The following is a 23,090-nucleotide window of genomic DNA, read 5'->3' as shown; positions in this document are numbered from 1 at the left end:
CCCCGCGCCCGCGCCCCGACCGCACCACTCCCATCCGCTTTCCTCAAGGGGGAACAGTGACCCGCTGCCACGACGTGCTCGGCATCGGCTTCGGTCCGGCCAACCTGGCCCTGGCCATCGCCCTGGAAGAAGAGGGCCACGACCTCGACGTACGGTTCCTGGAGGCCCGTCCCGGCCCGTCCTGGCAGAGCGCCATGATGCTCGACGGCTCGGACATCCAGAACCACCCCGTGCGCGACCTGGTGTCGCTGCGCAATCCGCGCAGCCGCTACAGCTTCATCAACTTCCTCTTCGAGAACGGGCGGTTGCTCGACCACCTCAACCTCCCGATGGAGTTCCCGCTGCGCAAGGAGTACGCGCAGTACGTCACCTGGGCCGCCGGGCACTTCGACCGCCTTGTCGACTACGGGGTGCGGGTCACCGGCGTCTCCCTCGGCCGTGACGCCGAGGGCCGGCCGTGCCACACCGTGACCGCCTCCTCCGGCGAGACCCTTCAGGCGCGCGTCCTCGTGATCGGCACCGGCCGTGCCCCGTACGTCCCGGAGCCGTTCGACGCGGTGGACTCCCCGCGGGTCTTCCACCTGACGCGCTACCTCCCGGCCCTGGAGGAGCTGGAGGAGCGGGGGGTGGTGCCGCGCAGGGTGACGGTCGTCGGCGGCAGCCAGAGCGCGGTCGAGCTCACCCTCGACCTCTCCCACCGGTTCCCCCGCGCCCAAGTGACCACGCTCGTACGGTCGCTGACGCTCCGCGAGAAGGACACCAGTCCGTTCAGCGAGGAAGGGTACTTCCCCGGTTTCACGGAGTACTACTACGGCGCGCCGCGCGAGCGGAAGGACGCCATCGACCGGTTCATGCGGCTGACGAACTACTCGTCGGCCGACGGCGACGTGCTGCGCGAGCTGTACCGGCTCATCTACGAGCAGCGGCTCGACGGCGAGCAGCGGGTGTTCGTCAGCGGCAGCCGGCAGGTGCGGGCGGTGGAGGCCGGCGAGGACGGGGTCCGGATGCGCGTCGAGGAGCTGAACACCGGGGAGTCGGAGGAGCACGAGGCCGATGTCGTCGTCCTCGCCACCGGTTTCCGGGACCTCGGCCCGGCCGCCCACCAGGAGCGCGTCCCGGCCCTGATGCGCGGGGTCGCCGACGACTTCGCCTTCGACGAGCACGGCTATCTCGCGGTCGGCCCGGACTACGAGGTGCGGCCGGTGGCGTCCGACACTCCGGCGCTCTTCCTCAACGGCCTGTGCGAGTCCAGCCACGGCATCGGCGACGCCGGTTCGTTCAGTCTGCTGTCGCTCCGCGCCAAGGTCATCGCGGAGAGCCTGCGGAAGCGGCTCTCGTGACGGAGCCTCCCGAAGCCTCCGTCTCCCCGGCGGCCCGGCCCGAGCGGGTGATCGCCGCCCGGCTCTCGCGCGGTGTCCTCGGTGCCGGCATGCTCGTCATGCCTCCTGTCGTCGTGGCCCTGGCGGGTGGGGACGGTCCGCTCGTGTGGACGGCCCACCTCCTGCTCGGCGGTTCGGTCGCCCTGGTGCTTGCCGCCCTTGTCCGTGCCCGCCTCGGGCCGGTCTCGCTGGCGGGGGCCGTCGGGGCGCTGCTCGGCGGATGGGCGGAGCGGGCGGTGGACGGGGTCTTCGCCGTCGCCTTCACGGCCGGGCAGGCGGCGATCGCCTGGTTCGCCGCCGTCTCCCTCCTGTCGGCCGCCGACGGGTCGCCGCCGCGGGCGGGGACGGACGGGCTGCTGCTCGCGCTCGGTGTGCTCGTGGTGGCGGGGGCGGCGGCGCTCGGCCCGGTGGCTCTTCCCGTGACGGTGCTGCGGTGGCGGCCGTGGGTCGCCGGTGCCCTGGCCGTGGCGTGCGCCGCGGTGGGGTGGCCGGGGGTTCCGGCGGGGGGCGCGGACACCGCGCTCGCGCCCTCGGGGCTCTCGTCCGGCGGCGCCCTGTGGCTGGCCCTCGCGGCGCTGTTCTTCGCCGGGGTCGGCTGGGAGGCCGTCACCGACGCGGTGCCGTCGGTCGCCGCCGGGCGGGGGCGGACCTATGCCGGTGTGGTCCTGGGGACGGCGGGCGTGGCCGTCGTCCACCTGGGGCTCGCGCTGCTCCAGGGGCGGGGCGGCCAGGGGCCGGTGCCGGTGCCGCTGCGCTGGGGGCTCGCCGGGGCGACGGCCGTCGTCCTGACCTCGTACTGCTTCACCAACATCCGTACGGCCTCGCGGATCGCGGCGCGGCTCCGCCCGGACGGCCGGGGCCCCGCCGGGCGGCCCCCCGGGAAGGCGCTGGTGACGGCGGTCGGTGCGGCCTGCTGCGCCTTCGCGTGGGCGGGGGCGCGGGGCGGCGCCGTACCCCTGCTGCTGCTCGGTCCCGCCGCGGCCGCGCTGACCGGCTACGCCCTGGGGGCGGTCGCCGCCGTACGCCACGGCGGGCCGCCGCTGCGGTGCGCCGGGGTGCTGCTCCTGCTGGTGCTGGGGGGTGTGGCGGTGCTCGCCGTGCCCGTCCTCTCCGGCGCCTGAACCACGGCCCCGGGCCCGTACCGCCGCCCGGTCCCCCCTTCTTTCCACCCCCCTCTCCGAGGAGATCCCTCATGAACGACTCCGCCCTCGAATCCGAGGTCCGCAGCTACAGCCGGAACTGGCCCGTCGTCTTCGACCGGGCGCGCGGCAGCCGGCTGACCGACCGTGACGGCCGTGCCCGCCTGGACTTCTTCACCGGTGCCGGTGCCCTCAACTACGGGCACAACCACCCCGTGCTGAAGCGGGCGCTGCTCGACTACCTGGAGCGGGACGGGATCACCCACGGTCTGGACATGCTGACCACTGCCAAGGAGGGCTTCCTCGCCGAGTTCGGGGCGCGGCTGCTCGGCCCCCGGCGGCTGGACTACCGGGTCCAGTTCCCCGGCCCGACCGGGACCAACAGCGTGGAGGCCGCGCTGAAACTGGCCCGGAAGGTGACGGGACGTCAGACCGTGGTCGCCTTCACCGGTGCCTTCCACGGCATGTCGCTCGGTTCGCTGGCCGTCACCGGGAACGCCTCGAAGCGGGCGGGCGCCGGCGTTCCGCTCGACCACACCTGGCGCCTCCCCTACGACGGCTTCGCCGGCGGCGAGGTCTCCGGTCTGACGCTGCTCGACGCCATGCTCGACGACCGCAGCAGCGGCCTGGACCTGCCGGCCGCCGTCATCGTGGAGACGGTGCAGGGCGAGGGCGGGGTGAACACGGCGAGCCCGACGTGGCTCGCCGACCTCGCGGAGCTGTGCGAACGCCGGGGCGTCCTGCTGATCGTGGACGACATCCAGATGGGCTGCGGGCGCACCGGGCCGTTCTTCAGCTTCGAGGTCGCCGGGATCACCCCGGACATCGTCTGCCTGTCCAAGTCCCTGAGCGGATACGGGCTGCCGATGGCCCTCACGCTCTTCCGCCCCGAGCTTGACGTCTGGCAGCCGGGCGAGCACAACGGCACCTTCCGCGGCAACAACCCGGCTTTCGTGACGGCGGCCGCCGCGCTGCGGGAGTTCTGGGCGGACAGCACCCTGGAGAAGCAGACCGAGGTACGGGCCGGGCTGTTCGAGGAGCGGCTGTCCGAGCTGGCCGGCCGGTACCCGGCGCGGGTCGCGGGGTGGCGGGGGCGCGGCCTGGTGTGGGGGCTGGTCTTCCGGGAGGCGGCCCTGGCCCGGCGGGTCGCCGACACGGCCTTCGCCCGCGGACTCCTGGTGGAGACCTCGGGCTCCGACGACGAGGTGGTGAAGCTGCTGCCGCCGCTGACCGCCACCGACGCGGAGCTGGCCGAAGGACTCGACGTCCTGGGGGAGTCGGTGGCCGCGGTCGCCTGAGCCGCCGGGGTCCGCGGGCGTTCAGCCGCTCACGGAGGCGGCCCGTCCTGCGGGGTCGCGTTCGGTGAACCAGTGGGTGCGGACGGCGTCCGTGGGCCGTGGTTCGCCGAGCGCGTCGAGGCCCCAGGAGGCCAGGGCCTCGACGACCGGGCGCAGCTCCGCGCCGCGCGGGGTGAGCTGGTACACCGTCGCGTTCGCGGGGCGTTCCAGGCGGCGGCGCTCGACCAGTTCCTCGCCCTCCAGCTGCTTGAGGCGGCTGGCGAGGATGTCGGTGGAGACGCCCGGGAGGTCGGCGTGGAGGTCGGTGTACCGCCGCGGGCCGTGCAGGAGCTCCCGGACGATCAGCAGGCTCCAGCGCTCCCCCACCGCGTCCAGGGCACGGGCGACGGCGCAGTACTGGTCGTAGCTTCGGCGTGGCATGGTGGCCAGCATAGCCAAAGGGTTGGACTTTCCAAGTAGGAACTTGGTAGAACAAAGCAGCCACGGCGGCGCGGATGACGGTGACGGTCGGGAGGCCGCAGATGAATTTTCGACAGTCCAGCAAGCTGAAGGACGTGTGCTACGAGATCCGTGGCCCGGTGGTCGACCAGGCCAACGCCCTGGAGGAGGCCGGGCACAGCGTGCTGCGGCTGAACACCGGAAACCCCGCGCCCTTCGGCTTCGAGGTGCCGGAGGAGATCCTCCAGGACATCATCCGCAACCTGCCCTCCGCGCACGGCTACAGCGACGCCCGGGGCATCCTGCCCGCCCGGCGCGCGGTGATGCAGTACTACCAGCAGCGCGGTGTCACAGGCGTGACGGTCGACGACGTGTACCTGGGCAACGGCGCCTCCGAGCTGATCCAGATGGCCGTGCAGGCGCTGGTCGACGACGGCGACGAGGTCCTCGTGCCGATGCCCGACTACCCGCTGTGGACGGCCGTGGTCCGGTTCGCCGGCGGCCGGGCGGTGCACTACCTGTGCGACGAGGAGGCGGACTGGTTCCCCGACCTCGACGACATCGCGTCGAAGATCACCGACCGCACCAAGGCCATCGTCGTCATCAACCCCAACAACCCGACGGGCGCGGTCTATTCGAAGGAGCTCCTGGAGGGGATCCTCGAACTCGCCCGCCGCCACGGCCTGATGGTCCTCGCCGACGAGATCTACGACAAGATCCTCTACGACGGCACCGAGCACCACTGCCTGGCCGCGCTCGCCGACGACGTGCTGACGCTCACCTTCAACGGCCTCTCCAAGTCCTACCGCGTGGCCGGTTTCCGCAGCGGCTGGCTGGTCGTCTCCGGGCCGAAGGAGCAGGCCGCCGACTACCTGGAGGGCCTGACCATGCTGGCCGGGATGCGGCTGTGCCCGAACGTACCGGCCCAGTACGCCGTCCAGGCCGCGCTCGGCGGCCGCCAGTCGATCCACGAGCTCACCCTGCCGAACGGGCGGCTCACCGAGCAGCGCGACGTGGCCTGGCGGGCGCTGAACGAGATCCCGGGCGTGAGCTGCGTCAAGCCGAAGGGTGCCCTGTACGCCTTCGCCCGGCTCGACCCCGAGGTGCACAAGATCGTCGACGACGAGCGGCTCGTCCTCGACCTGCTGCTGCGCGAGAAGATCCACGTCGTCCAGGGCACCGGCTTCAACTGGCCGCGCCCCGACCACTTCCGCTTCGTCACGCTGCCGCGCGCCGACGACCTGGAGACCGCGATCAACCGCATCGGCCGCTTCCTCTCCACCTACCGCCAGTAGCGGAGGCGGACGGCCGGATCCGGCCGATTCACCGGCCGGGAATGTCAATCGGCGCAACGCCGGACCGCGCGCGGCACCGGCGGGCAAGCTGGATCACGCAGTGACCGTTCCTCGCACCCGTCACCCGTGGTGCATCCCACCGGAGGAGCTCCGTTGAACCGTCAGAGCCAACGCCCGCCCGCCGTGATCGTCATGAGCGACCTGGCGGCCCTGGCCCGCCAGCACCGCCTGATCACCGACATCGCGGAGCGCGGACTCGTGCCCCTGGTCGTCGTCGGCCCCACCACCGACCTGGCGAAGCTGACCCGGCACGTCGAGGACCCGACGCACCCGCTGTCCCGGATCAAGGCCGTCCGGCAGTTCCCCGACGCCATGATCGCCGGTGTCCTGGCGTCGGTGCAGGACTGGATCGCCGACCACGACATACGTGGCGTGATCTGCAGCGGCGAGGTCTTCGTCGACCCGTGCGGCGTCCTCTCCGAGGCCCTCGGCCTGCCCGGCCCCGGCGCCTGGGCGGCCCGGGTCTGCCGGGACAAGGTCATGCAGCGGGTCGTCCTCCGCGACCACGGCCCCGCCTGGCGCGCCTACGCGCCCCACGAGCGGCGGTCCGCGGCCTCCGACACGTACCCCTGTGTCGTCAAGCCGGCCGGGCGGATGTTCAGTTCGGGTGTCGTGCGGGTCGAGAACGACGAGGAGCTGCGGGCCGCGCTCACCGCGTACGAGCCGGACGAGACGATCCTGGTGGAGGAGCTCGTCACCGGGCCCGAGTTCTCGGTCGAGGCCCTGGTCCACCGCGGCGAGCTGCTGTGGAGCGGGGTCACCGCCAAGCTCACCAACGAGGACAGCAGCCGCTTCTTCACCGAGATCGGCCACACCAGCCCCGCCGACCTCCCGCTCGCCCACTCGGACGCGCTCGTCGCGGCGAACGCGGCGATCCTGAAGGCCCTGCGCTTCGACAGCGGCATCACGCACGCCGAGTTCCGGCTGCGCGACGGGCAGCCGGTCCTCATGGAGATCGCGGCCCGCCTCCCCGGCGACGCCATCACCATGATGTGGCACCTCGCCACCGGCCGTCCGATCGAGCCGGCCATCGTCGACCTCGCCCTCGGCGTGCGCCCCGACTACCCCGCCCCCACCCGCCGGGCCGTGCAGCGCTTCGTGGAGCACCGTCCCGGCCGTCTCACCGACGTCCGTTACGACGGGCAGCCGGTCTCCTGGATCGCCGACGACGCCTACTGGCCCACCGTGGAGGCCACCGCCCCGGACGCCCCGGCCCGCTGCGCCTCCGTCATGGTGGGCCTCCCCCGCGGCTCCCGGCTCGGCGCCCTCCACGACTCCTCCGGCCGCTCGGCCTATGTGGTGGCCGACCTGCCGTGGGACGCCGACCCCGAGACGGAGGTCCGCGCCTACACGGACCGCGTCGAGCTGACGATCGAGCCCGACCCCGCCTGACCCGCCCCTCTTCCGGTACGACTCCGGTACGGGCTCCGCCGCCCGTACCGGCCGGGTCAGCGCGCGCCGTACACCGGCCGCGGGGGTTCGGCGTCCGCGAGGAGCTTCAGGACGGCGTCGCCGGCCTCCGCCGGGGTCCAGCGGCCCCCCTTGTCGGCGGTGGGTCCTGGGCGCCAGCCCTCCATGACGGTGATGCGGCCGGCCTCGGCCTCGAAGACGCGGCCCGTGACCCCCTCGCCGGCGCCCGAGCCGAGCCAGACGACGAGCGGGGAGACGTTCTCGGGGGCCATGGCGTCGAAGCCGGGGCCCTCGGGGGCGGCCATGGTGTCCGCGAAGGTCCGCTCGGTCATGCGGGTGCGGGCGGCCGGTGCGATGGCGTTGACCTGGACGCCGTACGGGGCGAGTTCGGCGGAGGCGACGAGGGTGAGGCCGACGATGCCGGCCTTGGCGGCGGCGTAGTTGCCCTGGCCGACGCTGCCGAGGAGGCCGGCGCCGGAGCTGGTGTTGACCACCCGGGCCCTGGGCGTGCGACCCGCCTTGGCCTCGGCGCGCCAGTGGGCGGCGGCGTGCCGGAGCGGCAGGAAGTGGCCCTTGAGGTGGACGCGCATGACGGCGTCCCAGTCGTCCTCGCCGAGGTTGACGAGCATCCGGTCGCGGAGGAAGCCGGCGTTGTTGACGAGGGTGTCGAGGCGGCCGAAGGCGTCCAGGGCGGTGGCGACGAGGGAGGCGGCGCCCTCCTCGCTCGCGATGTCGCCGCCGTGGGCGACGGCCTCGCCGCCGGCGGCCCTGATCTCCCCGGCCACGAGGGCGGCCGGGCTGTCGGGTCCCGGGCTGCCGTCGAGGCCGACGCCGAGGTCGTTGACGACGACCTTCGCGCCCTCGGCGGCGAAGGCGAGCGCGTGCGCGCGGCCGAGGCCGCGGCCCGCTCCGGTGACGACGACGACACGCCCCTCGCAGATTCCGTTCACGGCAAGTCTCTTCTCTTCAGGGGTGGTTGACGGTGGCGGCGTCGAGGAAGGCGGGGCGCTCCCCGCCGCCGTGCACCTGGAGGCCCGCGCCGGTGATGTACGCGGCACGGTCGGAGGCCAGGAAGACGCAGGCGTCGCCGACGTCGGCGGGCTCCGCGAGCCGGCCGAGGGGGACGGTCCGGGCGACGGCGGCGACGCCGTCCTCGTCGCCGTAGTGCAGGTGGGTCAGTTCGGTGCGCACCATGCCGAGGACCAGCGTGTTGACCCGTACCAGGGGCGCCCATTCGACCGCCATGGAGCGGGCCAGGTTCTCCAGGCCCGCCTTGGCGGCGCCGTAGGCGGCGCTGCCGGGTGAGGGGCGGGTGCCGCTGACGCTGCCGATCATGGTGATGGAGCCGCCGCGGGGCTGGTGGCGCATCACCTCGTACGCGGCGAGGGAGGCGGTCAGCGGGGCGGTGAGGTTCAGTTCGACGACCCGGGCGTGGGCGGCCGGGCCGCCGTCGTGGAGCAGCCGGAAGGGTGTGCCGCCGGCGTTGTTGACGAGGGTGTCGAGCCGTCCGTGGTCGGCGCGCACCCGCTGGAAGAAGGCGGTGACGGCCTCCGGGTCGCGCAGGTCGACGGGGAGGAAGCGGGCCGTGCGGCCGGCCGCCCCGACCGGCCGGCCGGGGGCCCGGCGCGCGCAGGTCACCACCTCCGCGCCGGCCGCCAGGAGGGCGCGGGCGATTCCGGCGCCGACGCCCCGGGTGCCGCCGGTGACGACGGCGACGGTGCCGGACAGATCGATGGTCACGGGCAAGGGACACCTCCCGCGGCGGGCCTGCCGCTGCTACCTTTCCACCTAACAAACGTTTGGTGGAAAGGTAGCTGATCCGCTCATGGGTGTCTCCACCTCCGTCCCCGACGAGGGCGTCGCCGTCGTCACCGTCGACTTCCCGCCCGTCAACGCCCTTCCCGTGCGGGGCTGGTACGACCTGGCGGCCGCCGTGCGCGCCGCCGGCGCCGACCCGAAGGTCCGCTGCGTGGTACTGGCCGCCGGGGGCCGCGGCTTCAACGCGGGCGTGGACATCAAGGAGATCCAGCGCTCGGCCGGCCCCGAGGCGATCCTGGGCGCCAACCGGGGCTGTGCCGAGGCGTTCGCCGCGGTCTACGACTGCGAGGTCCCCGTGGTCGCCGCGGTCCACGGCTTCTGCCTGGGCGGCGGCGTCGGCCTGGTCGGCAACGCCGACGCGATCGTCGCCTCCGACGACGCCGTCTTCGGCCTGCCCGAGCTGGACCGGGGCGCCCTCGGCGCGGCCACCCACCTCGCCCGGCTCGTCCCGCAGCACCTCATGCGCACCCTCTACTACACCTCGCGCACGGTCACCGCCGCAGAGCTGCACCGGCACGGCTCGGTGTGGGAGGTCGTCCCCCGTGCGCGGCTGCACGGGGCCGCCCTCGGCCTTGCCGGGGAGATCGCCGCCAAGGACGGGCAGTTGATCCGTCTCGCCAAGGCGGCCATCAACGGCATCGACCCGGTGGACGTCCGGCGCGCCTACCGCTTCGAGCAGGGCTTCACCTTCGAGGCCAACCTCAGCGGGGCCGCGGACCGCGTCCGTGACACCTTCGGCACGAAACCCGCCACCCACGAGGAGAGTTGAGCCGTGAGCAGGGACAAGAGGATGACGGCCGACGAGGCCGTCCGCGGACTCCGCAGCGGGATGACGGTCGGCATCGGCGGCTGGGGTTCCCGGCGCAAGCCGATGGCGCTGGTCCGCGCGCTGCTGCGGTCCGAGGTCACCGACCTCACCGTGATCTCGTACGGCGGTCCCGACGTCGGCCTCCTCGCGGCCGCCGGGAGGATCCGCAAGCTCGTCACCGCCTTCGGGACCCTCGACTCCATCCCCCTGGAGCCGCACTTCGGCGCCGCCCGCCGGCGCGGCGACTTCGAACTGGTGGAGCTGGACGAGGCGATGGTCATGTGGGGGCTTACGGCCGCCGGGCAGCGGCTGCCCTTCCTGCCGGTCCGGGCCGGGCTCGGCTCGGACGTGATGACCGTCAACCCCTCGCTGCGGACCGTCACCTCGCCGTACGACGACGGCGAGGAGCTGGTGGCCGTCCCCGCCCTTCGGATGGACGCCGCCCTCGTCCACCTCAACCGCGCCGACGTCCACGGCAACGCCCAGTACCTGGGCCCCGACCCGTACTTCGACGACCTGTTCTGCGAGGCCGCGGACGCCGCGTACGTCTCCTGCGAGCGGATCGTGGAGACGGCGGAGCTGGCCAAGGAGGGCGGGCCGCGGTCGCTGCTGATCGGACGCGCCTTCGTCACCGGGGTCGTGGAGGCCCCGAACGGCGCCCACTTCACCTCCTGCGCCCCCGACCACGACCGGGACGAGCGCTTCCAGCGGCACTACGCCGAGGCCGCCCGCGACCCCGGGGCGTGGCGGGCCTTCACCGAGCGGTTCCTGTCCGGCGACGAGGACGCGTACCAGGCCGCGGTGGCGGCCTTCCACGAGGAGGAGCGGGCATGAGCGGCACGGACACCACGGATCCCACGGGTACGCGGGCCGGGTCCGGTACGGCGGCGGGCGCGGCGGCCACCCGGGCCGAGTACTGCGTGGTGGCGTGCGCCGAGGCGTGGCGGGACGCGGGCGAGGTGCTGGCCAGCCCCATGGGCACCGTCCCCACGATCGGTGCCCGGCTCGCCCGGCTCACCTTCGCCCCCGAGCTGCTCCTCACCGACGGCGAGGCGCTGCTGGTGGCCGACACTCCCCCGGTCGGCACGCCGGCCCGGGTGGTCGAGGGCTGGCTGCCGTACCGCCGGCACCTGGCCCTGGTCGCCACCGGGCGGCGGCACGTGATGATGGGCGCCAGCCAGATCGACCGGTACGGCAACCAGAACATCTCGTGCATCGGCGACTGGCGGCGGCCCACCCGCCAGCTCCTCGGCGTACGCGGCGCGCCCGTCAACACCCTCAACAACCCGACGAGTTACTGGGTGCCCAAGCACTCGGCGCGGGTCTTCGTCGAACGGGTCGACATGGTCTGCGGCGTCGGACACGACCGGGCGGCCGCGGCCGGCCCGTCCGCCGTCCGCTACCACCGGGTCGCCGAAGTCGTCAGCGATCTGGGCGTCTTCGACTTCGATACCCCGGACCGCGCCATGCGGCTGCGCTCGCTCCACCCGGGCGTCACCGTCGGCCAGGTGCGGGAGGCGACCGGCTTCGACCTCGTGGTCCCCGACGAGGTGCCGTACACCCGTGAGCCGACCGCCCTCGAACTGCGTCTGATCCGCGAGGAGATCGACCCGAGGGGGCTGCGGGACCGGGAGGTCAGGGCGTGAGCGGCACCACGATCGCCACCCCGCTCACCGCGCTCGTCGGCGTCCGCCACCCGGTCGTGCAGACCGGCATGGGCTGGGTGGCGGGGCCCCGGCTCGTCTCCGCCACCGCGAACGCGGGCGCCCTCGGCGTCCTCGCCTCCGCGACGATGAGCGCCGAGCGGCTGCGCGAGGCCGTCCGCGAGGTCAAGTCCCGCACGGACGCGCCGTTCGGCGTCAACCTGCGGGCGGACGCCGGGGACGCGGCCGAACGGGTGGGCATCATCATCGAGGAGGGCGTGAAGGTCGCCTCCTTCGCCCTCGCCCCCTCGCGCGAGCTCATCGCCCGGCTCAAGGACGCCGGCGTCGTCGTGATCCCCTCGATCGGCGCCCGGCGGCACGCCGAGAAGGTCGCCGCCTGGGGCGCCGACGCGGTCCTGGTGCAGGGCGGCGAGGGCGGCGGCCACACCGGAAGCGTCGCCACCACCGTCCTCCTGCCGCAGGTGGTGGACGCCGTGGACATCCCGGTGATCGCCGCAGGCGGCTTCCACGACGGGCGCGGCCTGGTCGCCGCGCTCTCCTACGGCGCCGCCGGCATCGCCATGGGCACCCGCTTCCTGCTCACCTCCGACTCCACCGTCCCCGACGCCGTGAAGGCCCGATATCTGGCGGCGGCCGTCACCGACGTCACCGTCACCACCGCCGTGGACGGCCTGCCGCACCGGATGCTCCGCACCGGCTTCGTCGACGCCCTGGAGCGCTCGGGCCGGGCCGCCTCGCTGCTGCGGGCGGTCCGGCACGCCGCCGCCTTCCGGCGCGAGTCCGGCACGAGCTGGGCGCGGATGGTCCGCGACGGCCTGGCCATGAAGCACGGCAAGGAGTTGACGTGGGGTCAGGTCCTGCTCGCCGCCAACACGCCGATGCTGCTCAGGGCGGCGATGGTGGACGGGCGGACGGACCTCGGCGTGATGGCCTCGGGCCAGGTCGCGGGCCTGATCGAGGACCTGCCGTCCTGCGCGGAGCTGGTCGGGCGGATCATGGCCGAGGCGGCCGGGGTGCTGCGGGCGCTGCCGCGTACGGACGGCGTCACAGCCGCTCGATGATCGTCACGTTCGCCTGGCCGCCACCCTCGCACATGGTCTGGAGGCCGTAGCGGCCCCCGGTGCGCTCCAGCTCGTGGAGGAGGGTGGTGGCCAGCTTGGTGCCGGTGGCGCCGAGGGGGTGGCCGAGGGCGATCGCGCCGCCGTTGACGTTGACCTTCTCGGGGTCGGCGCCGGTCTCCTTCAGCCAGGCGAGGACGACCGGCGCGAACGCCTCGTTGATCTCCACCAGGTCGATGTCGTCCAGCGTCATCCCGGCCTTCTTCAGGGCGTACGCCGTCGCCGGGATCGGGGCCGACAGCATCCGGATCGGGTCCTCGCCGCGCACCGACAGGTGGTGGACGCGGGCGCGCGGGGTCAGCCCGTGCTCCCGTACCGCCCGCTCGCTCGCCAGGAGCATCGCCGAGGCCCCGTCGGAGACCTGGGAGGAGACGGCGGCGGTGATCCGGCCGCCCTCGACCACCGGCGCCAGGCCGGCCATCTTCTCCAGGCTGGTGTCGCGGCGCGGGCCCTCGTCGGCGGTCACGTCGCCGTACGGCACGGTCTCGCGGTCGAAGCGGCCCTCGTCGAGGGCGCGGATCGCGCGCCGGTGCGAGCGGAGCGCGTATTCCTCCATGTCCTGGCGGGTGATCTCCCATGTGGTGGCGATGAGTTCGGCGCCGTGGAACTGGTTGACGGGCTGGTCGCCGTAGCGGGCGCGCCAGCCCTCGGAGCCCGCGTACGGCCCTTCGGTCATCCCGAGGGGGACGGCGGCCTGGCGGCTGGCGAAGGCGATGGGGACCATCGACATGTTCTGGGTGCCGCCGGCGACCACCAGGTCCTGGGTGCCGGACAGGACGCCCTGCGCGGCGAAGTGGAGGGCCTGCTGGGAGGAGCCGCACTGGCGGTCGACGGTGACGCCGGGGACCTCCTCGGGGAGGCCGGCGGCGAGCCAGGCGGTGCGGGCGATGTCGCCGGCCTGCGGCCCGACGGTGTCGAGGCAGCCGAGGACGACGTCCTCGACGGCGGCCGGGTCGACGCCCGCGCGTTCCATCAGCGCCTTGAGCACATGGGCGCCGAGGTCGGCGGGGTGGACGGCGGAGAGCCCGCCGTTGCGCCTGCCGACCGGGGTGCGGACGGCCTCCACGATGTAGGCCTCGGCCATGGTCACTCCTCGGTCGTGGGAAGGGTCGGAAGGCTGGTCTCAGGGGTGCTGGCTGCTGACCGAGAGGACCTCGCCGGTCAGGTAGGAGGAGTAGTCGCTGGCGAGGAAGACGACGGCGTTGGCGACCTCCCACGGCTCCGCGTACCGCCCGAAGGCCTCGCGGGAGGTGAGCTCGGCGAGGAGTTCGGGGGTGGTGACCTTCACCAGGTGGGGGTGGATGGCGAGGCTCGGCGAGACCGCGTTGACGCGGACGCCGTACGCGGCGGCCTCCAGCGCGGCGCAGCGGGTGAGGGCCATGACGCCGGCCTTGGCGGCGGCGTAGTGGGCCTGGCCGCGCTGGGCGCGCCAGCCGACGACGGAGGCGTTGTTGACGACGACGCCCCCGGTGGCCGCGGCCTTCATCCGGCGCAGGGCGGCGCGGGTGCAGCGGAAGGTGCCGCCCAGGGTGACGTCGAGGACCTTGTCCCATTGTTCGTCGGTCATGTCGACGAGGTCCGCGGTGCCGCCGAGACCGGCGTTGTTGACGACGACGTCGAGCCGTCCGTGACGCTCCTCGACGAGGTCGAGGAGGGCGGCGACCTGGGCTTCGTCGGTGACGTCACAGGGCAGGGCGGCGACCTTGTCCGCGCCGAACTCGGCGGCCAGTTCCGCCTCGTACTCCTTCAGGCGGCGGGCGTGGGCGTCGGAGAGGACGACCCGGGCGCCCTCCTCCAGGAGGCGGCGGGCGGTCGCGCCGCCGATGCCGGCTCCGGCGGCGGCGGTGACGACGGCGCTCCGGCCGGCGAGCAGTCCGTGGCCCTGTACGTAGGGAGGCGGGGAGGGGGTCACGGGCGGGCCTCCTTGGGCAGGCCGAGGACGCGCTCGGCGATGATGTTCCGCTGGATCTCGTTGGAGCCCGCGTAGATGGTGTCCGCGCGGGAGAAGAGGAAGAGCCGCTGCCAGTCGGTGAGTTCGTACGGCTTGCCCTCGGCGAGCATGCCGCCGGCCCCGCAGACGTCCATGGCGAGTTCGCCCAGCTCGCGGTGGAAGGTGGCCCAGAAGATCTTTCCGATGGAGGCTTCGGGCCCTGGGGCCCCGGCGGCGACGCCGCTCAGCGTCCGCAGGGCGTGGCAGCGGAGGGTCTCCAGGCCGGTCCAGGCACGGGCGATGCGGTCGCGGAGGAGGGGGTCGGCGGCGGCGCCGTTGTGCCGGGCCAGTGCGGTGACGGCCTCCAACTCGCGGCGGAAGCCGACCTGTTGACCGAGGGTGGAGACGCCCCGCTCGAAGCCGAGGGTCGCCATGGCCACCTTCCAGCCGTCGCCGGGGGCGCCGACCACGTGGGAGGCGTCGGTGCGGGCCCCGTCGAAGAAGACCTCGTTGAACTCCGAGGTGCCGGTGAGCTGGACGATCGGCCGGATCTCCACGCCGGGGGCGCGCAGCGGGACGAGCAGGCAGGACAGGCCGTGGTGGCGGGTGGAGCCGGGTTCGGTGCGGGCGAGGACGAAGCACCAGTCGGCCTCGTGCGCCTGTGACGTCCAGACCTTCTGGCCGGTGACGAACCAGTTGCCGCCGTCCCGTTCGGCCCGGGTGCGGACGCCCGCGAGGTCCGAGCCCGCGTCGGGCTCGGAGTAGCCCTGGCACCACAGTTCGTCGACGGCGACGATCCGGGGCAGGAAGCGTGCCCGCTGGGCGGGGGTGCCGAAGGCGATGAGGGTGGGGCCGAGGAGCTGTTCGCCGATGTGGCCGACGCGGGCGGGGGCGTCGGCGAGGGCGTACTCCTCGTGGAAGGCGACCTGTTCCTCCAGGCTCGCGCCGCGCCCGCCGTGCTCCTTCGGCCAGCCGACGCAGGTCCAGCCGTGGGCGGCCATGTGCCGTTCCCAGGCGAGGCGTTCGGCGTACGCCTCGTGTTCGCGACCGGGTCCGCCACGGCCCTTCAGGGCGGCGAACTCGCCGGTGAGGTGGGAGCGCAGCCAGCCACGGACCTCTCTGCGGAACTCCTCGACGTCGCTCATGGCCGTACGTTAACCTACCAAACACTTGTTAGGGAAGGAGGGCGGATGTCCGCTGCCCGCACCACCCCGGAGCCCCTCACCACAGCGCCCGTACGCCCCGCGAGGAAGGCGGCGGGAGCCTGATGGACCTCGACCACTCACCGGCGGACGAGGCGTTCCGGGCCGAGGCCCGCGCCTGGCTCGCCGCCCACGTGCCCGCCGCCCCGCTCCCCTCCCTGGAGACCGAGGAGGGCTTCGCCGCCCACCGCGCCTGGGAACGGACCCTCGCCGCCGGAGGCTGGTCGGCGGTCTCCTGGCCCCGGGCCTACGGCGGCCGGGACGCCTCCCTCTTCCAGTGGCTGGTCTTCGAGGAGGAGTACTACGCGGCCGGCGCCCCCGGCCGGGTCGCCCAGAACGGCATCAACCTGCTCGCCCCCACCCTCTTCGCGCACGGCAACGGGGAACAGCGTGCCCGTGTTCTGCCCTCCATGGCCTCCGGCGAGGTGATCTGGGCCCAGGCGTGGTCCGAGCCCGAGTCCGGCTCCGACCTCGCGAGCCTGCGTTCCACCGCCGTGCGCACCGACGGCGGCTGGCTGCTCCACGGCCAGAAGACCTGGTCCTCGCGGGCCGCCTTCGCCGACCGCGCCTTCGGCCTCTTCCGCAGCGACCCGGAGGCCGCGAAGCCGCACCAGGGCCTGACGTACCTGATGTTCCCCCTCGACGCGGACGGCGTGACCGTGCGCCCCGTGGGCCGGCTCGACGGCAAGCCCGCCTTCGCGGAACTCTTCCTCGACGGGGTGTTCGTCCCCGACGAGGACGTGATCGGCGCCCCCGGAGAGGGCTGGCGGGTCGCGATGAGCACGGCGGGCGACGAGCGCGGCCTCACCCTGCGCAGCCCCGGCCGCTTCACCGCCGCCGCCGACCGGCTCACCGCCCTGTGGCGGGAGCACGCCGACCCCGCCGACACCGCGCTGCGCGACCGGGTCGCGGACGCGGTCGTCGGTGCCCGCGCCTATCAACTCTTCACCTGGGCCCACGCCTCCCGGATCGCCGCCGGGGGCACCCTCGGCGCCGAATCCAGCCTCAACAAGGTCTTCTGGTCCGAGCTCGACCTCGCCCTCCACGAGACGGCGCTCGATCTCCTCGGCCCCTACGGCGAGTTGGGCGACGGCGCCACGGACGCCCCGGCGCACGGCAGTTGGGCGGAGGGCTACACCTTCGCCCTCGCGGGCCCCCTCTACGCGGGCACCAACGAGATCCAGCGCGACATCATCGCCGAGCGCCTGCTCGGCCTGCCGAAGGGACGTCGGTGATGCGGTTCCTCCCCGACGACGAGCACCGCGACCTCGCCCGCACGCTTGACGCCCTGCTCTCCTCGGCCGACACCCCGGGGGCGGCCCGCGCCTGGGCGGCCGGCGACCACGCGCCGGGCCTCGCGCTCTGGTCCCGGCTCGCGGAGACCGGCGTCTTCGCCCTGGCGGTGCCCGAGACGTACGAGGGCATGGGCCAGCTCCCCGTCGAACTCGCCGTCTCCTTCATAGAGTTGGGCCGCCACGCGGTACCGGGACCGGTCGTGGAGACGGTGGCGGCGGCGGGTCTCCTCGGCCGGCTCGACCATCCCGAGGCCGTCTCCTGGCTGCCGCGCGTGGCCGCGGGCAAGGCGGTCCTCTCCCTCTGCGTGCCGGAGTCCTGCGGCCCCTACGCGCTGGACGCCGACGCGGCCGACGCCGTCCTCGTCGTGGCCGGGGACACCCTGCGCCTCGCGGAGGACACGGGCCCCGTCCAGCCGTCGGCCGACCCGGTGCGCCGTCTCGCCCGCCCGCTCGGCGGCACGGTCCTGGCGCGCGGGCCCGAGGTGACGGCCGCCGCCGCGTACGCCTCCGGGCTCGCCGCCCTCACGACCGCCGCGCAGGCGCTCGGCCTCGGCCGGGCGCTGCTCGACCGGACCGTCGCCTACGTCCGGCAGCGCACCCAGTTCGGCGTCCCGGTCGGCTCCTTCCAGGCGGTGAAGCACCGGCTCGCGGACACGCTCATCGCCCTGGAGTTCGCCCGACCGCTGGTGTACGCGGCCGCGTTGGAGCTCGCGCAGGGCGCCGACACGGCTCCGCGCGGGATCGCCGCCGCCAAGGTCGCCGCGGGCGAGGCCGCGTACGCCGCCGCCCGGACGGCCCTGCAGCTTCACGGCGCCGTCGGCTACACGGAGGAGCTGGACCTCTCCCTCTGGCTTCGCAAGGCCCGCCCCCTGCGCGACGCCTGGGGCACCCCGGCCGCCTGCCGGGCCCGCGTCCTGGCCCTTCGCCCCTCCGAGGAGGCGGAACCGGCATGAGACTCACCGACGAGCACGAGGAACTGCGCGCCTCCGTCCGGGCGTTGCTCCGGCGGCATCCCGGGGAGGCGGCCTGGCGCCCGCTGACCGGGCAGATCGGGGCCGCGGGGCTCGCCGTTCCGGAGGAGTACGGCGGCGCGGGCCGCGGGGCCGTGGAGGTCCACGTGGTGATGGAGGAGCTGGGCCGGGAGCTGAGCCCCGTCCCGTACCTCGGCTCCGCCGTCCTCGCGGTGCGCGCCCTGCTGGCCTCCGGCGACCCGGCGGCCTGCGCCGAGCTGCTGCCGGACCTGGCCGGGGGCGTCTCGGTGGCGGCCCTGGCGTGGGCCGAGGGCGGCTCGTGGGACCCGGCCGCGATCCGTACCCGGGCCGAGCGGGCCCCCGGCGGCGGCTGGCGGCTGACAGGTGCGAAGGACCACGTCCTGGACGGCTCCCGGGCCGGTCTCCTCCTGGTGGCCGCGCGTACCCCGGCGGGCCTCTCCCTCTTCGCCGTCTGCCCGGACGCGCCGGGCGTACGCCACGAGGAGACGGTTCCCCTGGACGGCACCCGCGCCCAGTCCCGTACCGTCCTCACCGGCGCGGAGGCCCGCCTCGTGGGCGCCGAGGGCGACGGCGGACGGATCCTGGGCGAGGTCCTGGACCTCGCCTGCACGGCCCTGGCCGCCGAACAGACCGGCGCGGCGGCGAAGTGCCTCGAACTGACGGTGGCGTACGCCCGGGAGCGGGTCCAGTTCGGCCGTCCGATCGGCTCCTTCCAGGCGGTGAAGCACCGGCTCGCGGACGCGTACGTCCGGGTGGAGTCGGCCCGCTCCGCGGCCCTGGGCGCGGCCTTCGCCGCCGCGACGGCCGGGCCGGGACCGGAGCTCTCCCGTCTGGCCGCCTCGGCGAAGTCGGTCTGCTCGGAGGCGTTCTCGGAGGTGGCGGGCGAGACGATCCAGCTCCACGGCGGCATCGGCGTCACCTGGGAGCACGACGCCCACCGCTACTTCAAGCGGGCCCACGGCGCGGCCCAGCTCTTCGGCCCCCCGCACTGGCACCGCTCCCGCCTGGCCGCCCTCCTCGGCCTGGCCCCGTCCGCGCCCTGATCCGCCGGGGCCGTCAGTCGTGCGGCACGACCGCCACGGGCGTCGTCGCGTGGTGGACGACGGCGTGGGTGACGGCCCCGATGTGCGTGCCGATCCGGGCGCGCCGGATCCTGCGGCCCACCACGAGGAGCCGGGCGTCCCGCGCGGCCTCCACGAGGTCCTTCGCCGGCCGGCCCTGGCGGCACTCGCGGACGAGGGGAACATCCGGGTACTTCTCCGCCCACGGTTCCAGCGCCGCGTCGAGCGCCAGGCGGGCCTCCCGGTCGGTCTGGGTCATGATCATCGGCAGGTAGCCGCTCGGCTCGGCGCCGTAGAACACCGGGACCGACCAGCTGTGCAGCACCCGCAGACCGCAGCCGTACCGGTCGGCGGCGGCGAAGGCGTACGCGAGCACCTCGTCCCCGGCCTCGGACACGTCGAGCCCCACGACGACGTCCCCGGCCGGACGGTCCTCCCCCGGCGCCGGGCGGCCCTGCGGGCGGACCAGGACGACGGGGCGCTGGACGCGGGCGAGCACGGCGAGCGAGACGGACCCGGCGAGGAAGCCGGACAGGACGCCCAGGCCACGGGAGCCGAGCACCAGCACGTCCGCCTCTCCGGCGGCCGCGCAGAGCGCCTCGACGGGGTCCTCCGTCACTCCTGCGGTCTCGATCCGGAGGCCGGGGTGACGGTTGCTCAGGCGCCTCCGCGCCGCGTCCAGCGCGCGCTCGCCCCATTCCCGTGCGGTGGCCGGGTCCACCACGCGCGTACGGGGGTCGTCGTCCGTGTCCCAGGCGCGGAGCAGCCGCAGCGGCACCGCGCGGCGCAGCGCCTCCTCGGCGGCCCAGTCGGCGGCGGCGAGGCTTTCGGCGGATCCGTCGATGCCGACGGTGACGATGCGGGCCATCAGGGGCTCCTCGGCTGGAAGGGGTGGGCGTGCTCCTCCACGATGGCCGTTCCGCGACCCGCCGCGGAGGGGCCACTGGTCCCTGCCAGGGGGACCTGTGGGCTTCACAGGTCCCCGGGCGGCCTTATGCTCCGCCGCCGAGCCGCCCCGTCGGCTCTCCCGTCCCGAGTGCCTGAGTGGCGATGACGGCGGCCTGCACCCGGCGCTCCACGCCGAGCTTGGCCAGCAGCCGGGAGATGTTGTTCTTCACCGTCTTCTCCGCCAGGTAGAGCCGCTTCCCGATCTCGCGGTTGGTCAGCCCCTCCCCCACCAGGGCGAGGATCTCCCGCTCCCGCTCCGTCAGGCCGGGCAGGCCCTGCGGCTGCTCCTCCTGCCGGGTCTCGCCGCGCAGCCGGGCCATCACCCGGGCCGTGGCCCCGGCGTCCAGCATGGACCGGCCGGAGGCGACCGTGCGCACGGCGTGGACCAGGTCGGTGCCGGTGATCTGCTTCAGGACGTAGCCGGAGGCCCCGGCCATGATCGCGTCGAGGAGCGCCTCCTCGTCGTCGAAGGAGGTCAGCATCAGGCAGGCGAGGTCCGGCATGCGCGAGCGCAGCTCCCGGCAGACGCTCACCCCGTCCCCGTCGGGCAGGCGCACGTCCAGGACGGCCACCTGCGGGCGCAGGGCGGGAACGCGGACGAGCGCCTGCTCCGCCGTGCCCGCCTCGCCGACCACGGTCAGGTCGGGTTCGGCGTCCAGCAGATCGTGCACGCCACGGCGCACCACCTCGTGGTCGTCCAGGAGGAAGACCCTCACCGGCTGGTCGCCCGTGAGGTCGCCGCCGCTGTCCGTCATCACACACACTCCGTATTCGCCGAGTCCCACTCCGCCGCCGGCGGACCCATCCGTATCGTGCCGTGCCGAGGGGACCCTCGACCAGGGCCGATCGGCCCTACTGCGGGGCACGGCACGGGGGCATGCTGGGCGACGGCACCGAAGTGCCCCGAGGACAGGACCGGAGCGGAGAAGGGGCCCCATGAAGGACGCAGCCACGGATCGGACGGTGGACGACCACCGGGCCGCGGTGGCGCCCCGGCGCATGGCGCGGCTCGACCGTGCCGAGGCGCTGCGGCTGCTCGGCACCGTCTCGCTGGGACGCATCGTCTTCACCCAGCAGGCCCTGCCGGCCATCCGTCCGGTCAACCACCTCATGGACGGGGAGGACGTCGTCGTCCGGCTGCACGACGGCGCGACCCTCGCCTCCGTGGTGACGCCCGCCCACACCTCGGGCGTCGTGGTGGCCTACGAGGCGGACGTGATCGACCCCGAGACGCACGTCGGCTGGAGCGTGGTGGTCACCGGCTACGCCTACCGGGTCACCGACGAGGGCGAACTCGCGCGGTTCACCGGCCTCCTGCGCCCCTGGGTGGAGCACCCCTCCGTGAACGACGCGCTGCGCATCCGGCCGGACCTGGTGACGGGCTTCCGGCTCACGCCGTGAGCCCCGGCCGGCCGGGCCGGGTCAGCGGGGGCCGGTGTCCAGCGGCGCCCGCCACACGAGGCGGCTGCCGCCCTCCTCGGGGCGCTCGATCGCCAGGGTGCCGCCCACGCCGCGGGCCCGTTCCTCCAGGTTGCCCAGGCCGCTGCGCCTGCCGTCCGCGGGGATCCCCCGGCCGTCGTCCGTCACGGTGAGGACGACCTCGTCGGTGGCGGCCCGCAGGGCGACCTCGACCCGGGTGGCGTGCGCGTGCCGGGCGGCGTTGCTCAGCGCCTCGGTGAGGGCCGCCATGACGTGGTCGGCGACCTGCGGGGGCACGTCCGTGTCGAGCAGGCCCTCCATGCTCAGGCGGGGCGGGAAACCGAGGGTGGTCGCCGCGTCGCCCACCGCGCGGGCCACGCGGGCCCGCAGGCTCGGCCCCGCGTCCTCCTCCCGGGCGCGCAGGCCGAAGATCGTGGATCGGATGATCTTGATGGTCTCGTCGAGGTCGCCGACCGCCCGCGAGACGCGTTCGGCGGCGCCCTCGTGCCGGACGAGCCGGGCGGCGCTCTGCAGGGTCATCCCGGTCGCGAACAGGCGCTGGATGGCGAGGTCGTGCAGGTCCCTGGCGATGCGGTCCCGGTCCTCCAGGAGCGCGAGCTGCTCGGCGTCCTTCCGGCGTTCGGCCAGCTCCAGGGCGAGCGCGGCCTGCCCGGCGAAGGCCGACAGCGGCTCCAGTTCGGCCTCGGTGAAGACGGGCTCTCCCTGGCGCCTGGCCAGCAGGAGGACACCGCGCGTGTCCTTGGCCGCGGTGCCGAGGGGGACGGCGACCGCAGGGCCGAGTCCGTCGAAGCGGCGGGGCCCGGCGGAGTAACGGCCGTCCTCCGCCAGGCCGGCGGTGGTCACGAGCGCGGCGGCCTGGTAGGCGGCGCCGGAGAGGGTGCCCGTCACCGGGACGACCAGGCCGCGGCGGGTCTCGCCGCCGGCGCCGAGGGCGAGCTCGACGACGAGGTCGTCCGTCCCCGCCACGGGCACGGAGACGTCGGCGAGCCCGGCGCCGGTGATCTCCTGGGCGCGGCGGGCGATGAGTTCGAGGACCTCCAGGCGCGGGCTGCCGGAGAGCAGGCTGTTGGTGATCTCCGCGTTCGCCCGGAGCCAGCGCTGCTGCCGCTGGGACGCCTCGTACAGGCGCGCGTTGTCGATGGCGACGCCGGCGGCGACGGAGAGGGTGGAGATCACCGACTCGTCCTCGGCGTCGAAGTCCGCGCCGCCGTGCTTGTCGGTCAGGTAGAGGTTGCCGAAGACCTCGTCGCGGACGCGGATGGGCACGCCCAGGAAGGTCCGCATCGGCGGGTGGTGGGCGGGGAAGCCGTAGGAGGCCTCGTGGGTGCCGAGGTCCGTCAGGCGGAGCGGCTCGGGGTGGCGGATGAGCTCGCCCAGGATGCCGTGTCCGGCCGGCAGGGGGCCGATGGCCGCGATCTCCTCCTCCGTCATGCCGACGGCGATGAACTGCGAGAGGGTACGGCCGTCCGGGCCGATCACCCCCAGGGCGCCGTACTGGGCGTCCACCAGGAACGCGGCGGCTTCCACGATGCGCCGCAGCACCTGGGAGAGGTCCAGCTCGCGGCCGACCGAGACGACGGCCTCCAGCAGGCTGTGCACCCGGTCCCTGGTCCCGCGGGCGGCGTTGATGCGCGCCTCGAGCTCCTCAAGCAGCTCGTCGAGCCGCATCTGCGGCATCCGCGACAGCGGCTCGTCCACGCTCACCGGCCCTCTTCCCTCTCCGTCGTTCCCCCGCTCTGCACGGACAGCGTATCGGCCGTCCGGGTGGCCCGGCGGCCGGGCGCGGGACGGGCTC

At 74.4% G+C, this 23,090-nt stretch carries 21 protein-coding genes and 1 pseudogene; 13 read left to right on the top strand and 9 right to left on the bottom strand.

The window, feature by feature from the left end:
• Positions 1 to 56: 56 nt before the first annotated feature.
• The 3 genes from QK442_RS04690 (at position 57) to ectB (ending at position 3,816) form a co-directional block, all read left to right on the top strand.
• The gene (locus QK442_RS04690; protein ID WP_282692520.1) at positions 57 to 1,340 is read left to right on the top strand and encodes a SidA/IucD/PvdA family monooxygenase; all 1,284 of its coding nucleotides are present in this window, start codon (positions 57 to 59) and stop codon (positions 1,338 to 1,340) included.
• A complete protein-coding gene (locus QK442_RS04685) occupies positions 1,337 to 2,500 on the top strand; it encodes an amino acid:polyamine antiporter (RefSeq protein WP_282692519.1) in 1,164 nt (387 codons plus the stop codon). Before QK442_RS04690 ends, QK442_RS04685 begins: the two co-directional genes overlap by 4 nt.
• A gap of 71 nt (positions 2,501 to 2,571) precedes the next feature.
• Entirely contained in the window at positions 2,572 to 3,816 is a 1,245-nt protein-coding gene (gene ectB, locus QK442_RS04680) for a diaminobutyrate--2-oxoglutarate transaminase (protein ID WP_282692518.1), read from the top strand.
• Positions 3,817 to 3,882: 66 nt separating this feature from the next.
• On the opposite strand, the pseudogene QK442_RS04675 reads toward ectB, so the two are convergent.
• A pseudogene (locus tag QK442_RS04675) lies at positions 3,883 to 4,236 on the bottom strand (helix-turn-helix domain-containing protein); the annotation flags it as partial.
• A gap of 101 nt (positions 4,237 to 4,337) precedes the next feature.
• Between QK442_RS04675 and QK442_RS04670 the strand changes: the two are divergent.
• Positions 4,338 to 5,549, top strand: coding sequence for a pyridoxal phosphate-dependent aminotransferase (locus tag QK442_RS04670; protein WP_282692517.1), 1,212 nt, complete (start codon positions 4,338 to 4,340; stop codon positions 5,547 to 5,549).
• Between the two features lie 153 nt (positions 5,550 to 5,702).
• Positions 5,703 to 7,001: an ATP-grasp domain-containing protein gene (locus QK442_RS04665; RefSeq protein WP_282692516.1), complete on the top strand. Its 1,299-nt coding sequence runs from the start codon at positions 5,703 to 5,705 to the stop codon at positions 6,999 to 7,001.
• Between the two features lie 56 nt (positions 7,002 to 7,057).
• Here QK442_RS04665 and QK442_RS04660 read toward each other — a convergent pair whose 3' ends face one another.
• Together QK442_RS04660 and QK442_RS04655 are read right to left on the bottom strand one after the other, a co-directional pair.
• The gene (locus QK442_RS04660) at positions 7,058 to 7,969 is read right to left on the bottom strand and encodes an SDR family oxidoreductase (RefSeq protein ID WP_282692515.1); all 912 of its coding nucleotides are present in this window, start codon (positions 7,967 to 7,969) and stop codon (positions 7,058 to 7,060) included.
• Between the two features lie 16 nt (positions 7,970 to 7,985).
• On the bottom strand, positions 7,986 to 8,765 hold the full coding sequence (locus QK442_RS04655) for an SDR family oxidoreductase (protein WP_282692514.1): 780 nt from the start codon (positions 8,763 to 8,765) through the stop codon (positions 7,986 to 7,988).
• Between the two features lie 79 nt (positions 8,766 to 8,844).
• Here QK442_RS04655 and QK442_RS04650 point away from each other — a divergent pair, with 79 nt between their 5' ends.
• Genes QK442_RS04650 through QK442_RS04635 form a run of 4 tightly spaced genes read left to right on the top strand, consistent with a single transcriptional unit; the run spans position 8,845 to position 12,370 of the window.
• Complete coding sequence (locus QK442_RS04650) at positions 8,845 to 9,606, top strand: enoyl-CoA hydratase family protein (RefSeq protein WP_282692513.1); 762 nt, start codon at positions 8,845 to 8,847, stop codon at positions 9,604 to 9,606.
• 21 nt (positions 9,607 to 9,627) lie between these two features.
• Positions 9,628 to 10,479, top strand: coding sequence for a CoA-transferase (locus QK442_RS04645; protein WP_282692790.1), 852 nt, complete (start codon positions 9,628 to 9,630; stop codon positions 10,477 to 10,479).
• The gene (locus QK442_RS04640; protein WP_282692512.1) at positions 10,476 to 11,291 is read left to right on the top strand and encodes a CoA-transferase; all 816 of its coding nucleotides are present in this window, start codon (positions 10,476 to 10,478) and stop codon (positions 11,289 to 11,291) included. The genes QK442_RS04645 and QK442_RS04640 overlap by 4 nt, the downstream gene beginning before the upstream one ends.
• An 11-nt stretch (positions 11,292 to 11,302) precedes the next feature.
• The gene (locus QK442_RS04635; protein WP_282692789.1) at positions 11,303 to 12,370 is read left to right on the top strand and encodes a nitronate monooxygenase; all 1,068 of its coding nucleotides are present in this window, start codon (positions 11,303 to 11,305) and stop codon (positions 12,368 to 12,370) included.
• Here the strand turns inward: QK442_RS04635 and QK442_RS04630 are convergent.
• The 3 genes from QK442_RS04630 to QK442_RS04620 are packed head-to-tail and all read right to left on the bottom strand — an operon-like array spanning position 12,354 to position 15,502.
• On the bottom strand, positions 12,354 to 13,511 hold the full coding sequence (locus QK442_RS04630; protein ID WP_282692511.1) for an acetyl-CoA C-acetyltransferase: 1,158 nt from the start codon (positions 13,509 to 13,511) through the stop codon (positions 12,354 to 12,356). The genes QK442_RS04635 and QK442_RS04630 overlap by 17 nt on opposite strands.
• Positions 13,512 to 13,550: 39 nt before the next feature.
• Positions 13,551 to 14,339, bottom strand: coding sequence for an SDR family oxidoreductase (locus QK442_RS04625; RefSeq protein ID WP_282692510.1), 789 nt, complete (start codon positions 14,337 to 14,339; stop codon positions 13,551 to 13,553).
• Positions 14,336 to 15,502 (bottom strand): acyl-CoA dehydrogenase family protein, encoded by a 1,167-nt coding sequence (locus QK442_RS04620; protein WP_282692509.1) that lies wholly within the window; start codon positions 15,500 to 15,502, stop codon positions 14,336 to 14,338. Before QK442_RS04620 ends, QK442_RS04625 begins: the two co-directional genes overlap by 4 nt.
• A gap of 122 nt (positions 15,503 to 15,624) precedes the next feature.
• On the opposite strand from QK442_RS04620, the gene QK442_RS04615 reads away from it, so the two are divergent.
• From QK442_RS04615 to QK442_RS04605, 3 genes are read left to right on the top strand one after another with little or no spacing between them, the layout of a single operon-like run.
• Positions 15,625 to 16,794, top strand: a complete 1,170-nt coding sequence (locus QK442_RS04615) for an acyl-CoA dehydrogenase family protein (protein WP_282692508.1) — start codon at positions 15,625 to 15,627, stop codon at positions 16,792 to 16,794.
• Positions 16,794 to 17,807, top strand: coding sequence for an acyl-CoA dehydrogenase (locus tag QK442_RS04610; RefSeq protein ID WP_282692507.1), 1,014 nt, complete (start codon positions 16,794 to 16,796; stop codon positions 17,805 to 17,807). The genes QK442_RS04615 and QK442_RS04610 overlap by 1 nt, the downstream gene beginning before the upstream one ends.
• The gene (locus QK442_RS04605) at positions 17,804 to 18,889 is read left to right on the top strand and encodes an acyl-CoA dehydrogenase family protein (protein WP_282692506.1); all 1,086 of its coding nucleotides are present in this window, start codon (positions 17,804 to 17,806) and stop codon (positions 18,887 to 18,889) included. The genes QK442_RS04610 and QK442_RS04605 overlap by 4 nt, the downstream gene beginning before the upstream one ends.
• Positions 18,890 to 18,902: 13 nt before the next feature.
• Here the strand turns inward: QK442_RS04605 and QK442_RS04600 are convergent, their stop codons facing one another.
• Positions 18,903 to 19,775, bottom strand: a complete 873-nt coding sequence (locus QK442_RS04600) for a universal stress protein (protein WP_282692505.1) — start codon at positions 19,773 to 19,775, stop codon at positions 18,903 to 18,905.
• A 124-nt stretch (positions 19,776 to 19,899) separates the two neighbouring features.
• Positions 19,900 to 20,610 carry a response regulator transcription factor gene (locus QK442_RS04595; protein ID WP_282692504.1) on the bottom strand — a complete coding sequence of 237 codons (711 nt, stop codon included), beginning with the start codon at positions 20,608 to 20,610 and terminating at the stop codon, positions 19,900 to 19,902.
• Between the two features lie 181 nt (positions 20,611 to 20,791).
• On the opposite strand from QK442_RS04595, the gene QK442_RS04590 reads away from it, so the two are divergent.
• A complete protein-coding gene (locus QK442_RS04590) occupies positions 20,792 to 21,256 on the top strand; it encodes a pyridoxamine 5'-phosphate oxidase family protein (protein WP_282692503.1) in 465 nt (154 codons plus the stop codon).
• 21 nt (positions 21,257 to 21,277) lie between these two features.
• Here the strand turns inward: QK442_RS04590 and QK442_RS04585 are convergent, their stop codons facing one another.
• The gene (locus tag QK442_RS04585; protein WP_282692788.1) at positions 21,278 to 22,963 is read right to left on the bottom strand and encodes a GAF domain-containing sensor histidine kinase; all 1,686 of its coding nucleotides are present in this window, start codon (positions 22,961 to 22,963) and stop codon (positions 21,278 to 21,280) included.
• Between the last annotated feature and the right edge of the window lie 127 nt (positions 22,964 to 23,090).

It is taken from the genome of Streptomyces sp. CC208A (assembly GCF_030010625.1).
Lineage (GTDB): Bacteria > Actinomycetota > Actinomycetes > Streptomycetales > Streptomycetaceae > Streptomyces.
Note: the sequence above shows the minus strand (reverse complement) of the source record. Positions and strands in the feature narration are given on the sequence as shown.